The sequence below is a fragment of the Variovorax paradoxus genome (genome assembly GCF_022009635.1).
GTDB lineage: Bacteria > Pseudomonadota > Gammaproteobacteria > Burkholderiales > Burkholderiaceae_C > Variovorax.
Window position 1 is genome coordinate 698,184 of sequence record NZ_CP091716.1, and the last position, 15,563, is coordinate 713,746.

10 protein-coding genes are annotated in these 15,563 nt (G+C 68.8%); 6 read left to right on the top strand and 4 right to left on the bottom strand.

The genetic code is table 11. From position 1 onward, the window contains the following. Window positions 1–274: 274 nt before the first annotated feature. The gene (locus L3V85_RS03510) at window positions 275–889 is read right to left on the bottom strand and encodes a glutathione peroxidase (protein WP_237678032.1); all 615 of its coding nucleotides are present in this window, start codon (window positions 887–889) and stop codon (window positions 275–277) included. Between the two features lie 129 nt (window positions 890–1,018). On the opposite strand from L3V85_RS03510, the gene L3V85_RS03515 reads away from it, so the two are divergent. The 3 genes from L3V85_RS03515 to L3V85_RS03525 all read left to right on the top strand — a co-directional run bounded on the left by L3V85_RS03515 (window position 1,019) and on the right by L3V85_RS03525 (window position 3,402). Next, window positions 1,019–1,876, top strand: a complete 858-nt coding sequence (locus tag L3V85_RS03515; RefSeq protein WP_237678033.1) for a ferritin-like domain-containing protein — start codon at window positions 1,019–1,021, stop codon at window positions 1,874–1,876. 86 nt (window positions 1,877–1,962) lie between these two features. Beyond that, entirely contained in the window at window positions 1,963–2,853 is an 891-nt protein-coding gene (locus L3V85_RS03520) for an RNA polymerase sigma-70 factor (RefSeq protein ID WP_237678034.1), read from the top strand. A gap of 87 nt (window positions 2,854–2,940) precedes the next feature. Continuing rightward, the gene (locus tag L3V85_RS03525; protein ID WP_237678035.1) at window positions 2,941–3,402 is read left to right on the top strand and encodes a carboxymuconolactone decarboxylase family protein; all 462 of its coding nucleotides are present in this window, start codon (window positions 2,941–2,943) and stop codon (window positions 3,400–3,402) included. Between the two features lie 3 nt (window positions 3,403–3,405). Here the strand turns inward: L3V85_RS03525 and L3V85_RS03530 are convergent, their stop codons facing one another. After that, window positions 3,406–4,614, bottom strand: a complete 1,209-nt coding sequence (locus tag L3V85_RS03530) for a septal ring lytic transglycosylase RlpA family protein (protein ID WP_414080172.1) — start codon at window positions 4,612–4,614, stop codon at window positions 3,406–3,408. Further along, entirely contained in the window at window positions 4,607–7,402 is a 2,796-nt protein-coding gene (gene glnE / locus L3V85_RS03535) for a bifunctional [glutamate--ammonia ligase]-adenylyl-L-tyrosine phosphorylase/[glutamate--ammonia-ligase] adenylyltransferase (RefSeq protein ID WP_237678037.1), read from the bottom strand. The genes L3V85_RS03530 and glnE overlap by 8 nt, the downstream gene beginning before the upstream one ends. 25 nt (window positions 7,403–7,427) lie before the next feature. On the opposite strand from glnE, the gene L3V85_RS03540 reads away from it, so the two are divergent. The 3 genes from L3V85_RS03540 to L3V85_RS03550 are packed head-to-tail and all read left to right on the top strand — an operon-like array spanning window position 7,428 to window position 14,577. After that, window positions 7,428–11,645 (top strand): YhdP family protein, encoded by a 4,218-nt coding sequence (locus tag L3V85_RS03540; RefSeq protein WP_337250111.1) that lies wholly within the window; start codon window positions 7,428–7,430, stop codon window positions 11,643–11,645. Then, complete coding sequence (locus tag L3V85_RS03545; RefSeq protein ID WP_237678039.1) at window positions 11,642–12,457, top strand: carbon-nitrogen hydrolase family protein; 816 nt, start codon at window positions 11,642–11,644, stop codon at window positions 12,455–12,457. Before L3V85_RS03540 ends, L3V85_RS03545 begins: the two co-directional genes overlap by 4 nt. A 2-nt stretch (window positions 12,458–12,459) precedes the next feature. Beyond that, a complete protein-coding gene (locus tag L3V85_RS03550) occupies window positions 12,460–14,577 on the top strand; it encodes a two-component system sensor histidine kinase NtrB (RefSeq protein ID WP_237678040.1) in 2,118 nt (705 codons plus the stop codon). Here L3V85_RS03550 and L3V85_RS03555 read toward each other — a convergent pair. After that, window positions 14,516–15,499: an IS5 family transposase gene (locus L3V85_RS03555; RefSeq protein ID WP_237676703.1), complete on the bottom strand. Its 984-nt coding sequence runs from the start codon at window positions 15,497–15,499 to the stop codon at window positions 14,516–14,518. The two genes, L3V85_RS03550 and L3V85_RS03555, sit on opposite strands and share 62 nt — an antisense overlap. Between the last annotated feature and the right edge of the window lie 64 nt (window positions 15,500–15,563).

The following is a 15,563-nucleotide window of genomic DNA, read 5'->3' on the forward strand; positions in this document are numbered from 1 at the left end:
TGGAAGACAAAAATGCTGCGAGGCGCCCCGACGCGAAGGAGGGAGGGAGGGAGGAGGAGAAGAATCGCCTCGGGATTTCGACCGGACGGCAGGCGTCCGGAAGACCTCGCAACATGAAAACTGGTGGGCAATCACTGCCCACGCAAGTTAGGAGCGCGGCGCCCGCGGCACGGTTCCCACTGCAGTGGTAAACGTTTGTTTCGCTGAGTTCACGGAGGATTGGACGCATCGGTAAATAATATTACCGATCCGTCTTTTTGTGAACTGCTCAGTCTCAATTTGGCCCGAGCTGCTTCTCGATGACGTTGACGAAGCCGTTCTCGTCGGGCGCCGTCATGCTCGACCACGCCTGCACGACCTTGCCGTCGCGCCCGATCAGGTACTTGTAGAAGTTCCACTTGGGCGTCGTGCCGGAGGCCTGCGCGAGCTGTTTGAACAACGGATTCGCCTCGGTGCCGCGCACCGACGACTTGGCGAACATCGGGAATTTCACACCGAAGGTGCTTTCGCAGAAGTCCGCGATTTCCTTGTTCGAGCCCGATTCCTGGGCGAAGTCGTTCGACGGGAAGCCCAGCACCACGAGGCCGCGCGAGCGGTACTTCATGTCCAGCGCCTCCAGGCCCTTGTACTGCGGCGTGAAGCCGCAAAAGCTGGCCGTATTGACCACCAGGACCACCTTGCCGGAGTACTGGCACAGTGTTTGGGGTTTTTCATCCTGCAGCCGCGGGAAGGTGTGTTGAAGGATGGCCGGGCACCCCGCGGCCTCCACCGGAGCGATGGCCGCCGGCGGTGTTTGCGCACTGGCCGGAAGGGCCGTAAACAGGCTCGCCAGGAGGGAGATAGCCGGTACGAGGCCGAGTAGAGTCGACAATGGGGAGTGGGTTCGCATGGCGGACTCCTGATCAAAAAGGGGGAATGCGCATCCGTGCCGCGAGGGCGCGCGTATACGCATCATCGCGCGTCTGTCATGGTCGCGCCAAACGGGCCGACTAAAATCGACGGCCATAGAAAGACATTGATGCTCTATCCGGAACTTTTCAGACAACTCGAATCCGTCCGCTGGGACATGGACAAGGACATTCCCTGGCAGTCGTTCGACGCTTCTTTGCTGACGGAAGAGCAGGCGCAGACCATCAAGATGAATGCCATCACGGAGTGGGCGGCGTTGCCGGCCACCGAGATGTTCCTGCGCGACAACCGCCACGATAGCGACTTTTCGGCTTTCATGTCGATCTGGTTCTTCGAAGAGCAGAAACACTCGCTGGTGCTCATGGAGTACCTCAAGCGCTTCAGCCCCAAGCACGCCCCCACCGAGGCCGAACTGCACGAAGTGCGCTTCGACTTCGACCCGGCGCCCCCGCTCGAAACCCTCATGCTGCACTTCTGCGGCGAGATCCGCCTCAACCACTGGTATCGCCGTGCCGCCCAGTGGCACACCGAGCCGGTCATCAAGCACATCTACACCACGCTGAGCCAGGACGAAGCCCGCCACGGCGGCGCCTACCTGCGCTACATGAAGCGCGCGATGGAAAAGTTCGGCGACGAGGCCCGCTCCGCCTTCACCAAGGTCGGCGTCCTGATGGCCAGCGCCCGCCGCACGGCGCAGGCCCTGCACCCGACGAACCTGCACGTCAACAAGGCGCTGTTCCCCAACGACACCATCCAGAGCCGCATGCCCGACCCTGACTGGCTCGAGCACTGGCTCGACAAGCAGATCAAGTTCGACGCCGTCTGGGAAACCAAGGTCGGCGAGCGCATCCTGCACAACCTGAGCCTGCTCATGAACCGCAGCTTCAAGACGGTCCAGGAACTGAACCGCTACCGCAAGGAACTGGCCGCTTCCCTCGGCCCCAAGCCCGAGTACCAGGGCGCATAAACAAAGAAAAGAACTCGCCCCGCACCCCGGGGCGATTTTTTTTGGGGCTCGTGTCACAAACCGCGCGTGCCAGCCGTCTAGCAGTCATGGACGACGCCACCCTCACTTTCAACCGCCACCGCCCTCGCCTGCAGGGCATCGCCTACCGCATGCTCGGCTCGGTCGCCGAGGCGGAAGAAGTCGTGCAGGACGCCTGGCTGCGCTGGCACGAAGCCGCCAAGAACACGCTGGACAGCGCCGAAGCCTGGCTCGTGACGGTCGTCACGCGCCTGTCGATCGACCGGCTGCGCGCCGCCAAGGTCCAGCGCGAGCACTACATCGGCGCCTGGATGCCCGAGCCCACGCTCACTGATGCATCCGACTCCCCGGCAACGCCGGAGCAGCTGCTCGAGCGGGCCGACAACATCTCCGTCGCCTTCCTGGCCGTGCTCGAGCGCCTGGCCCCCGAGGCCCGCGCCGCTTTCCTGCTGCGCGAGGTGTTCGATGCCGACTACGACGAAGTCGCCCGCACCCTCGGCAAGAGCGAGGCCGCCTGCCGGCAGCTGGTGCACCGCGCCAAGGCCCAGGTGCAGGAAGGGCGCCCCCGCTTCAGCGTGCCGCGCGAAACCCACGAGCGCCTTCTGCGCGCCTTTGCCGATGCCGCCGCGCGCGGCAGCCTGCAAGGCCTGAAGGCGCTGATGGCCGAAGACGCCGAGCTCATCGGCGACGGCGGCGGCAAGGTGCAGACCTTCAGCAAGAGCCTGCACGGCAGCCAGCGCGTGGCGCAGCTTTACTTTTCACTCTGGCGTCGCATGGGTCCGGCGGTGCGCATGGAAATTGTCGATATCAACGGCGAGCCGGGCATGCTGCGCTTTCTCGACGGCGAGCTCGAGTCGGCCCAGACCTTCGAGATCGAAGACGGCCGCATCGTGCGCATCCGCGCGCAGCGCAACCCCGACAAGCTGGCGCGCATCGCCAGCCTTTTTTCTTCGAAATAGTTCGCGCGGCATGTCACAGGGCGCGGGGCTCGCCCGTCTTCAGTGGGTAAGCAAGCAGATTTCATCGCAACCCACCTGGAGAAAACCATGCACAGCAACCTGCGCCTCAACTGGTCCAAGCTGGCCCCGAAGTCCTTCGAGGCCTTTCTTTCGGTCAACGCCACGCTCGAGTCGAGCACGCTCGGCAAGGTGCTGATCGACCTTGTCTTCGCCCGCGTCTCGCAGATCAACGGCTGCGCCTACTGCCTCGACATGCATGTGCGCGACCTGCGCAAGCATGGCGAGCAATGGCAGCGCATCAACAGCCTGTCGACCTGGCGCGAAGTGAGCTTCTACAGCGAGCGCGAGCGTGCCGCGCTGGCCTGGGCCGAGTCGCTCACGCGGCTGGCCGACCGCCACGACGAACGCGATGCCGAGTTCGCCGCGCTCAAGGCCAACTTCAACGACCAGGAAATCGCCGAACTCTCGGTGGCGATTGCGCAGATCAACAGCTGGAACCGCCTGGGCGTCGGCATGCGCCTGCCGGTCGCGGCCAAGGCGCTGGACTGAAGCTCAGCGCCGCTCCACCACCATCGGCGCGATGCGCAGGCTGTCGCGCAACTGCGTGACGACCTCGCCGGCCGCGCTGCGCGACGGGAACGGCCCGGCCTGCAGCCGGTGCGTGCCCGCCTCGCTGAACACGCGCAGCTGCGACGCCAGCGACGGCAGGCCGTGCGCGGCCTGGTTCAGCATGCTCTCGGCGCCGTCGCGTTCGCGAAACGCGCCGAGCTGCACCCAGAAGCCCTGCAGCGCCGTGGATGGCGACGGTGCGCCCGGGGGCAATGGCGGCGGTGACGAAGGCGCAGCCTGCAGCGGCGCCAGGTCGGTCACCACGATGGCGGGGCGCGACGGCGGAATGGACGGCGGCGACTGCGCCGATTCCGGCTCGGCCCCCACCGGCGGCATGGCGGCGATCGGCGTCTGCGGCGCGACCGGCATGGTGGACGCGGGCGGCGGTAGGTCGTTGTAGCCACTGCTGGTCGTGGCGACCGGCGTCGCCCACTGGGCGGGCACCACCACGGGCTGCTGCGCATTCGAGGGACGCGACGACGACGCCACGCGCACGGGAACGAACGGCGCGGCGGGCGCAACCGCCGCAGGCGCTGCCGCCGCATAAGCCGTTCCCGAATCCCGCCGCCATGCACCGGTGCGGATGTCTTCGTTCGTGATGCGTTCGATTTCCACCGGCGCCACGCCGCGCAGCAGGTCGAGCTTCAGCGCGGCGGTGTAGCTCAGGTCGATGACGCGGCCGTCGACGAAGGGGCCGCGGTCGTTCACGCGCACGATCACTTCGCGTCCGTTGGCCGGGTTGCGCACGCGCACGTAGCTTGGCAGCGGCAGCGTCTTGTGCGCGGCCGTCATGGCGTACATGTCGTAGGGCTCGCCGCTGGATGTCGACTGCGCGTGGAATTTGGTCCCGTACCACGAGGCCAGTCCCGATTCGCGGAACGGTTGGTCGTCGGTGATCGGCGCATAGCCGCGCCCCAGCACCGAGTAAGGCTTGGCGGTGCCGCCGTTGGTGCGGATGGGCTCGATGCGGGGTTCTGCGTCGGGCACGCGCGCCAGGTCGGACGGAATGTTCGTGCCCGGGCCGTCGCGGCCGGTGGCGGCACCGCTCCCGCTGGAGCGCGGACCGCTCGCGCAACCCGCGAGGAAGACGGCGACGGCCACCGCGCAGGCGGCCAGCGCGGTGGTCATGGGGGTGCGGGTGCCGTCAGCCAAATACCGCCTTCCAGAGCGCCAGCATGGCGTCGCGTTCGGCGGCCAATGCGGGCGGGGTGACTTGCGTCGGTTCTTCGTTCAGGCGCGCGCGATGCTGCACGCGGCGCAGCTCTCGATAGGCCCGCGCCGCGCTGCGGCCCACGCCTTCGGGCAGCAGCCCGGCCAGTTCGGCGCGCAGCAGCAGCGCGATGTTGCCCACGTTCGGAATCAGCTCGGGGTGCTCGCCCGAGGACGACAGCACCAGGAACTGCACTGCGAACTCGGCATCGACCATGCCGCCGGGGCTGTGCTTCACGTCGAAGCGGCCGGCCTTCACCGGCCGCGCGCCGCGCAGCTTCTCGCGCATTGCGATGATCTCGGCCTTCAGCGCCTCGCGGTCGCGCGGTGCGACCAGCACGGCCTCGCGCACCTGGTCGAAGCGCGCGCCGAGTTCGGCGCCGTGGTCCGCGCTGCCCAGCACGAAGCGCGCGCGCGTCATGGCCTGGTGCTCCCAGGTCCACGCCGTGTTGCTGCCGCGGCCAAGCTGGTACTTCTCGTAGGCCTCGAAGCTGGTGGTCAGCAGGCCGGAGTTGCCGTTGGGGCGCAGCGCGGTGTCGATCTCGAAGAGGTCGCCTTCGCGCGTCTTCACCGTGAGCCAGTTGATGAGCTTGCGCACGTAGGCCGCATAGACCTCGCCGGCGCGCTCGTCGCTGTCGTCGTAGACGAACACGATGTCGAGGTCGCTGCCGTAGCCCAGTTCCTTGCCGCCCAGCTTGCCGTAGCCGATGATCGCGAACTGCGGCACTTCGCGATGGCGGTTGCGCACATGCGGCCAGCACCAGCGGGCGGTCACGCGCAGCGTGGTGTCTGCCAGCGCGCTCAGGTCGTCGGCCACCTGCTCGACGGTGATGCGGCCGTCCACGTCGCGCGCCAGCGTGCGGAACACCTCGGCATGGTGCGCGTGGCGCAGCAGGTTCAGCAGGCGCTCTTCGTCGGCCTCGCCGGTGCGGGTGAGCGAGGCATGGCGCGCCTCGAGCTCACGCTCGAACTCGGCGGCCACGAAGCGGCCGGAGAGCATTTCGTCGCTCGCCAGTTCGTCGATGACGCCGGGGTGCTGCATCAGGTAGCGCGCAGGCCAGCGGGCCGCGCCCAGCAGGCGTAGCAGGCGCTCCTGCACGGCCGGCCGCTCGACCAGCAGTGCCAGGTAGCTCTCGCGGCGCATCAGCGGTTCGATCCAGTCGGCCCAGCGCATGGCCGCATCGACATGGCGCGGGGTCTGCCCCGGCCCGTCGCCGTCGGCCTCCTTGAGCCACACGCCGGTGCGCTGCACCAGCTGACGCAGCCGCACGCGGGTTTCTTCGCGCAGGGCCAGCACGCGGGGCTGCTCGCACCAGTCGCGGATGCGTTCGGCAAAGACCTGCGGCAGGTCGTCGAGCAGGTCGGCCAGCTCGGCGGGCGCCGCGGCCTTCTTGCCGCTGCACTTGCCGTTGCACGGCTTCTCGCCGCCGAGCAGCTTGTCGAACTCCTGCGCGACGAACTCGCGGTGGGTGTCGAGCTGCGCGAGGAAGGCGCAGCAGTCGGCATAGCCGAGGGTCTGGGCAATCCAGCGCAGGTCGTCGTCGGCCACCGGCAGCACATGGGTCTGCTGGTCGTCGAGGTACTGGATGCGGTGCTCCACGCGGCGCAGGAACTCGTAGGCCGCGGCCAGCGTATCGGCGGTTTCCTGCGGCATCAGGTTGGCGCGCGCCAGGCGCTGCAGCGCGTCGAGCGTGGGCCGCGTGCGCAGTTCGGGGAACTGGCCGCCGCGCACCACCTGCAGCAGCTGCACGGTGAACTCGATCTCGCGGATGCCGCCGCGCGACAGCTTCACGTCGTTGGCCCGCTCGGGCCGTCCGGCGCTGCGGCGGGCCGACTGGTCGCGGATCTGCCGGTGCAGCACGCGCAGCGAATCGAACACGCTGTAGTCGAGGTAGCGGCGGAACACGAAGGGCAGCACCGCGCCGCGCAGCGATTGGGCCTGGCCGGCCTGCACCACGTCGCGCGGGGCCACCACGCGGCTCTTCATCCAGGCAAAGCGCTCCCACTCGCGGCCCTGCACCTGGAAATATTCTTCCAGCGCGTCGAGCGAAACCACGCTCGGGCCCGAGTTGCCGTTGGGCCGCAGGGCCAGGTCGACGCGGAACACGAAGCCGTGCTCGGTGATGTCGCCCACCAGCGCATAGATGCGCTTCACAGCCCGCGCGAAGTACTCCTGGTTGGACAGCCGGCCGCGCCCGTCGGCGTCGCCCCGGGTCTCGCCGTCCAGGTCGTAGAGGTAGATCAGGTCGATGTCGCTCGACACGTTGAGCTCGCGCGCGCCGAGCTTGCCCATGCCCACGATCCACAGCTGCGCGCGCTGGCCATCGGGGCCGAGCGGCGCGCCGTGCACGGCGTCGAGCTCGTGGCAGGCGTCCTGGCACGCGATGTCCAGGGCCAGCTCGGCCAGCTCGGTGACCGCGGTGGTCACCACGGCCAGCGGCGCCTGCTCGTCGCAATCAAGAGTTACAAGCCGCTCCATCACGAGCTGCCGCACAATCCTCAGGGCATCGCCGACGCTGTCCCCACGCAGGCGCAATGCCTCGTAAGCCACCGTCATCGATTCGCGCCGCGGCGCGCCAGGGGGAAGCAATGAAAGCTCGGCCGCATACCTGCGACGCAGGCGCTGCACGAAGCGTGAGTAGGAAGAGAACGCTGTTTGCGTCGAAGTGGCTGGCAACTGGTTCACACTGATGCTGGTTTCCGTGGAACCCCTCTGAATGCTGGCGGTCATAATTCCCGACACAGCGCGATCCTCAATGAACGACACGGCGTCTACCCCTTCACGTCTGCTCAAAATCACCGCTGTGACGGCGCGCTGGCTGCTGGGTCTGTTGATCGCTGCATGGCTTCTGCTGGCGCTGTCAGTCGTTGTCCTACACGCGTGGATTGTGCCGCGAATCGGTGATTTTCGCGGGGCTCTCGAGGCACAGGCTAGCAAGGCCATCGGCGTGCCGGTCCGCATCGGCTCGATCACCGCCCGCTCCGAAGGGCTTTTCCCGGCCTTCGAATTGCGCGACGTGGTGCTGCAGGACAGCGACAAGCGCGAGGCCCTTCGCCTCGTGCGCGTGGTGGCCAGCGTGTCGCCGCGTTCGCTCTGGCGCCTCAATTTCGAGCAGCTTTACATCGAGGGTCCGCAGCTCGACGTGCGCCGCGACACTCAGGGAAAACTCCATGTGGCTGGTTTGCACATGGACACCGAAACGAGCGGAGAGACCCGCGGCGCCGACTGGTTTTTCGCGCAGCGCGAGCTGGTCATCGAAGGCGGCACCGTGCGCTGGACCGACGAGCAGCGCCAGGCCGAACCCCTGCTGCTGACCGACGTGCGCTTCGTCGCGCGCAACACCGGCCTGCGCCACGGCGTGCGGCTCGACGCCACGCCGCCGGCCGGCTGGGGCGAGCGCTTCACGCTGCGCGGCCAGTTCCGCCAGCCGCTGCTGTCGATGCGCAGCGGCCACTGGCAGACCTGGGATGGCCAGCTCTATGCCGACCTGCCCTACATCGATGTGACCCGGCTCGGGCAGTACGTGTCGCTCGACGCCCGCATCCGCGAAGGCAACGGCGCGCTGCGCGTGTGGGCCGACGTGGACGACGGCCAGATCGTCGGCGGCGCGGCCGACCTGGGGCTCGACAAGGTCGACGTCTCGCTCGACAAGGGACTGCAGCCGCTGGTGCTGCGCGGCGTCACCGGCCGGCTGTCGGGCCAACTCACCGCGGACACGCTCGAGTTCGCGACCACCGCGCTGCAGTTCGACACCAGCGACGGCCTGCGCTGGCCCGGCGGCAACCTGTGGCTGCAGCACACGCCCGCCAAGGGCCGCACGCCCGAGCACGGCGCGTTGCGCGCCGACCGGCTCGACCTCGCGGCGTTGGCCCTCATCGCCGACCGGCTGCCGTTGGGCGAAGCCTCGCATCGCATGCTCGATGCCTATGCGCCGCGCGGCCTGGTCGAGCACATCGACCTCAACTGGCAGGGCACCCTGGGCGCCCCCGACCGCTACCAGGCCAAGGGCCGCGTGAGCGGCCTGCGCGTGGCTTCGCAGCCCGGCACGGCGCCACAACCGGCACCCGCCACCCCGCCGGCTCCGGCCGCCACCACGACGACGGCCAATGCCGGTGCCTCGGCGGCCCCTCCGAAGGTCCATGCCGGCACCCCCGGCCTGAGCGGCGCCACCGTCGACTTCGACGCCACCCACGCGGGCGGCACCGCCACGCTGGCCATCGCGCAGGGCACGCTCGAATTTCCGGGCGTGTTCGAGGAGCCCGTCATCCCCATCGACCGGCTCTCGGCCCAGCTGCAGTGGAAGCTCGACAACGGCAATGCGCAGCTGCAAGTCTCCAAGCTGCGCTTCGCCAACGTCGACGCCGAGGGCGACGCCGAAGCCAGTTGGCGCACCAGCAACCCCGCCACCTCCAGCAGCAAGGGCCACTACCCCGGCGTGCTCGACCTGCAGGGCAAGCTGACCCGTGCCGACGGCACGCGCGTGTTCCGCTACCTGCCGCTCGACATTCCCCAGCACACGCGCGACTACGTGCGCGATGCCGTCACCAAGGGCACCGCCAGCAGCGTCGACTTCCGCGTGCGCGGCGACCTGCACGACATGCCCTTCCTGGACCCGAAGCTGGGCGAATTCCGCATCGTGGCCAAGGTGGCCGACGTCGACTACGCCTATTCGCCGCCCCATGTGCCGGCCACCCCGGCGCGCAACGGCAAGCCGCCGGCCGTGTGGCCGCCGCTCACCGCGCTGTCGGGCGAACTGGTGTTCGAGCGCGACAGCATGCTGGTGCGCAATGCGCGCGGCCGCCTGGCCGGCACCGCCGGCGTCGAGGTGACCAAGGCCGAGGCGCACATCCCGGAGCTGTCGCACCATGCGCCGCAACTGCGCGTCGATGCCCAGGCCAAGGGCCCGCTGGCCGAGGTGCTGCGCGTTGGGGCGCCGCTGGCCGGTCTCGAGACGGGGGGTGTCGGCGAAATCATGCAGCGTGCGCGCGCCACCGGCTCGGCCGACTACAAGCTGCACCTGGACATGCCGCTCGCGGCCATGGACAACACCAAGGTGCAGGCCAGCGTGACGCTGGCCGACAACGAGCTGCAGATCGTGCCCGAGGCACCGTCGTTCTCGCAGACCAGGGGCACGCTCAACTTCACCGAGACCGGCTTCACGCTGGCCGGCGTGCAGGCAAGGCTGCTGGGCGGCGACATCCGCATCGAAGGCCGCGGCCGCTTCTCCGGCCCCAACCGCGAGGTCGCGCTCAAGGCGCAGGGCACAGCCACGGCCGACGGCCTGCGCGGCGCGCGCGAGGTCGACTGGCTCGCCCGCCTTGCGAAGAGCGCGACCGGCAGCACGCCCTTCGCCGCCACCTTCTCGACGCGCGACGGCACGCCCGAGTTCTCGCTCACCAGCAGCCTGCAGGGCCTGGCGCTGCAGCTGCCGCCGCCGCTCATGAAGACCGCCGAAGAGCAGATGCCGCTGCGCGTCGAAAAGAAAGTGCTGGCGCGCGAAGCCCGCCAGGGCGCCGCCAACCTGGGCGCGGCCACGCAGGACCAGCTCTCGTTCGACCTCGCCCGGGTCGGCTCGGTGCAGTACGTGCGCGACCTGGCCGGCGGCGAGGCGCGCGTGTCGCGCGGCAGCATCGGCATCGGACTGGCGCCGGGCGAAACCGCCAGCCTGCCCGACAAGGGCGTGTTCGCGAACATCAACGTCGGCAAGCTCGACATGGGCGCCTTGCAGTCGCTGGCCGGCGACGCCATCGGAGCCAGCACCGGCACGGAAGCCGCCGAGCGGCCCGACGACACCTCGCTGCTGGCCTACCTGCCCACGCGCATCGCGGTGCGCGCGCAGCAACTGGGCATCGCGGGCCGCACGCTGCACAACGTGGTGCTCGGCGGCACGCGCGACGGCACGCTCTGGCGCGCCAATATCGACGCCACCGAACTCAGCGGCTATGCCGAGTACAGCCACACGCAGGCCGGCCGTCTTTATGCGCGACTCGCGCGGCTGAAGATCGCGCCGTCCGAGGCCACGCAGGTCGAGACCCTGCTCGACGAACAGCCCGGCACCTTGCCCGCCCTGGACATCGTGGTCGACGACTTCGAGCTGTTCGGCAAGCGCCTGGGCCGCGCCGAGATCGATGCCGTCAACCGCGGTGGGGCGGGTCGCGAATGGGCGCTCAACAAGCTGGCTTTCAACACGCCCGATGCCAGCTTCTCGGCCAAGGGCAGCTGGGCGGCCATTCCCGGCGCCGCGGCCGGCCAGCGCCGCACCGCAATGAGCTTCAAGCTCGAGATCGTCGACGCCGGCGACCTGCTCACCCGCTTCGGCATGCCGGGCGTGCTGCGGCGCGGGCGCGGCCGGCTCGAAGGCGACGTCAACTGGCGCGGTTCGCCGTTCTCGCTCGACTACCCGAGCCTGGGCGGGCAGCTGCAGGTCGACGTCGAGCAGGGACAGTTCCTCAAGGCCGATCCCGGCCTGGCCAAGCTGCTCGGCGTGCTGAGCCTGCAGGCCCTGCCCAGGCGGCTCACGCTTGACTTCCGCGATGTGTTCAGCCAAGGCTTCGCCTTCGACTTCATCCGCGGCGACGCGAAGATCAACAAGGGCATCGCCAGCACCAACAACCTGCAGATGAAGGGCGTGAACGCCGCCGCGCTGATGGACGGCTCGGCCGACATCGTGCGCGAGACGCAAGACCTGCGCGTGGTGGTGGTGCCCGAGATCAACGCCGGCACCGCCGCGCTGGTGGCCACCGCCATCAATCCGGCGGTCGGGCTCGGCACCTTCCTGGCCCAGTGGGTGCTGAGCAAGCCGCTGTCGGCCGCGGCCACCCAGGAGTTCCATATCGAAGGCACCTGGGCCGACCCCAAAATAGCGAAGGTGCCGCGCTCGCTGCAGCTGCTGCCCCAGGGCATTCCCCACATGCCCGGGCTGCCCAGCACGCCGACCGCGGACGAAGGCAAGAAAACGGAGACCACGCAATGAAAGTCGCAGCCATCCAGATGGTGTCGGCCATCGCCCGCGAAGCCAACCTCGCGCGCGCCCACGACCTGCTCGCCCAGGCCGCCGAAGCCGGCGCCGAGCTCGCGGTGCTGCCCGAGTATTTCTGCATGATGGGCGCGCGCGACACCGACAAGCTCGGCCTGCGCGAGACCGCCGGCGCGGGCACGGTGCAGGGCTTCCTGGCCGACGCGGCGCGCGAGTTCGGCCTGTGGATCGTCGGCGGCACGCTGCCCATCGAGAGCAACGACGCGGAGCACGTGTTCAACAGTTCGCTCGCCTTCTCGCCCGAAGGCCGATGCGTGGCGCGCTACGACAAGATCCATCTCTTCTTCTTCGACAACGGCACCGAGCGCTACGACGAGCGCCGCGTCATCGCGCCCGGCGCCGAGCCCGTGGTGTTCGAGCTGCCATCGCGCGACGGCCACGCCTGGCGTGTCGGCATGAGCGTCTGCTACGACCTGCGCTTTCCCGAGCTGTACCGCGCGCTGGCAAAGAAGGGCGCCGACCTGCTGCTGGTGCCCAGCGCCTTCACGCGCACTACCGGCGCCGCGCACTGGGAAGTGCTGCTGCGCGCCCGCGCCATCGAGAACCTCGCCTGGGTGGTCGCGCCCGCGCAGGGCGGCACGCACGAGAACGGCCGCCAGACCTGGGGCCAGTCGCTGGTCGTCGACCCCTGGGGCACGGTGGTGGCGCAACAGGCCACCGAAGAAGGCGTGGTGCTGTTCGACATCGACGCCGGCCAGGTCGCGCGCACGCGCACGCAACTGCCCGTGCTTTCGCACAGCGTTCTGTAGCAATGCCCGATGCGCTGCTGACCGTCGCACCGAGGCGATGGGCGCTCATCGCGTTCGCGCGGCTGCGTTCGCTGTGGCAGCGCTGGTTCCTGTGGCTGCTGCTGGCGGTGCTGGTGTCGGCGCTGCTGGTCACGGTGGTGTGGCTCGCGGGGCGGCACGAGGTCGAGCAGGTGCAGGCCTCGCTCGACCGCGACACCGCCGACGCGGTCTCCGACCTGCGCAGCGGCTTCCAGCGCAACGCGCAGAGCCTGCGCGCCACGCAGGCGCCCGGCGCCAACCTGGGGCAGTGGAGCGACATCGCCGCCTCGCTGCTGCGCGAGCACCGCGAGTGGCTGCGGCTCGAATGGCGCGACGCCGCGCTGCGCCCGCTGCAGGCCGTCAACACGCCCTACCGCATGCGCATCCTCGACGAGGCCAGCCGCGGCCCCGAGCAGTCCGACGTCACGCTGGCCTGCGCGGCCGCGCGCAAGCTGGGCGCGCCGGCCTATTCGCCGAGCCACTACGTGCCGGTGGCGGGCGGCGGCGGTGTCGAGGTGATGGAGCTGTGCGTGCCGATCGACGCGGGCGGCTACCTGGTGGCCAGCTATTCGCTTCGCGACGCACTGATCGAGCTGGTCGGCCCCACGCTCACGCGCGGGCAGGAAGTGGCCTTCACCGAGGCCGACGGCACGCGGCTGGTGGCGCTGGGCACCTCGCGGCGCACCGGCACGCGCGTGTTCACTTCGCAGCAGCTCATCGACCTGCCGGGCACCGCGCTGATGTTGCGCGTGGACGGCTGGCGCGCCGCGCCCGACTTGTTCCCGAACATGCTCACCGCGCTGGTCACGGCGATCTCGATCGCGCTGGTGTCGGTGCTGGTGCTGCTGGCGCGCGACACCCGCCGCCGCCTGCGCGCCGAGCGCGATCTGGCCGACGCGCTGGCCTTTCGCAAGGCGATGGAAGACTCCGTCATCACCGGCCTGCGCGCGCGCGACCTGCAGGGCCGCATCACCTACGTGAACCCGGCCTTCTGCGAGATGGTGGGCTTCAGCCCCGAGGAGCTCATGGCCGGCAACGCCGAGGCGCCCGACGCGCCCTATTGGCCCACCGAGCTGGCGCACGAATACCAGCAGCGGCAGGCGCGGCGGCTCGCTGGCGGCATGCCGCCGCGCGAGGGTTTCGAGTCGGTCTTCATGCGCAAGGACGGCACGCGCTTTCCGGTGCTGATCTTCGAGGCGCCGCTGATCAACGCGCACAAGGTGCAGACCGGCTGGATGAGCGCGTTCATCGACGTGAGCGAGCAGCGCCGCATCGAGGAGCTGTCGCGCGCCAGCCAGGAGCGGCTGCAGGCCAGCGCGCGCCTGGCCACGGTGGGCGAGATGGCCTCGCTGCTGAGCCACGAGCTCACGCAGCCGCTGGCGGCCATTGCCAGCTACGCGAGCGGCTCGCTCAACCTGCTCGGCCCGCATGCGCGCGGCGACCAGGGCGAAGTGGCGATGGCGGTGCGGCGCATCGCCGAGCAGGCCGACCGCGCCGGCCAGGTGATCCGCAGCGTGCACGACTTCGTGCGCCGGCGCGACCGCACGCGCGAGCCGGTCGCGCCCCAGGCGCTGATCGACGCGGTGCTGCCGCTGGTGCGGCTGCAGGCGCGCAAGCTGGGCGTGATCATCGAGGTGGTGTTCGAAGACCGGCTGCCCGCCGCCATGTGCGACCGCACGCTGGTCGAGCAGGTGCTGCTGAACCTCGCGCGCAACGCGATGCAGGCCATGGACAGCCCCGACAACGTCGGCAGCCGCGTGCTGCGCCTGCGCGTGGCGCGCGCCGCGGCGGTGGGCGGCACGGTGCAGGAAGACGGCCGGCGCTGGCTCGAGTTCTCGGTGGCCGACCTGGGCTGCGGCATCAGCGACGAAGTGGCCGAGCGGCTCTTCACGCCTTTCTTCACCACCCGCGCCGACGGCATGGGGCTGGGCCTCAGCCTGTGCCGCACGGTGGTGGAGCAACATGGCGGCGCGTTGGTGTTCGAGCGGCGTTGGTGCATGGATACCGCTGGGACCGGGGTTACCCCAACCCCGCAGGGGCTTAGACGGCAGCTGCTGAAGTGCGGACGGAGTTCGGGCGTCCAGCGCTCAGCATGCGGTTGAGCACCGCCACCGCAGCATTTGCCTCGGCCTGCTGGCCACGTGGATCACGGGCACGCAACTTTGGCCCGATGATGGCCTTGAAGCGACCCATCGTGGTTTCCACCAGCGCACGTTTGCCGTAGCCATAGGCCTCTTGCCACTCCAGCCGTCCCAAGCTTTGAATCATCAACAGGTGGTTGTCGCGTGTGGTCGGCGCTGCCTCGAATTGCGCGCTGGGCTGGGCGGTAACGCGCGGTGGAATAATGACGTCGATTTGCGTATCGCGTTGGGCAATCCGCTCGTAGGTTGGCTCGCCGTCATAGGCGCCGTCGGCGGTAACAGAGGCGACTTCGTGCTCGATCTGATCAAGCAGTGGACCAACCTGAGATGGGTCATCGACATCCTGGCCAGTCAAGACCGACGCCTCGATGTGCCCCGTGCTGGCGTCCACTGCCAAGTGCAGCTTTCTCCAGCTACGCCGCGACTTTTGTCCGTGCTTTTTCTGCAGCCATTCGCCTGCGCCAAACAGCTTCAGCCCGGTGCTGTCGATCAACAAATGCAGCGGCCCGGCGGGCAGCGCGCACTGGCGTGGCAAAGCCTTGAGGGTCATGCTTCGGCGACTCAAGGTAGTGTGGTCGGGGGCCTTCAGATCAATCTCGAGAAGCTGGAAAATCGACCTCATCAAACCCTCGGTTTGTCGCAGGGCTTGGCCAAATACCAGGCGCAGCATCAGGCTGGTTTGGATGGCCTGATTCGAATAGATGGACTGCCCGCCTGGTGTGCTGCGCGCTTGGGCTGGCCAGAGTTGCATCGCCTGCGGGGTAACCCAGAACGTCAGGCTGCCACGGTTGCGAAGTCCCGATTCATATTCGGGCCAGTTACGCACGAAGTGCCGCATCTTCGGAATATGATGGCGGTGATCGGCGTTGAATTTGTTGGGCATGTGGCGGGAGGCGGTCTTTTTATCAGGGCCGCGAGCCTAACAGAACGCCTGCGCAGTATCCATG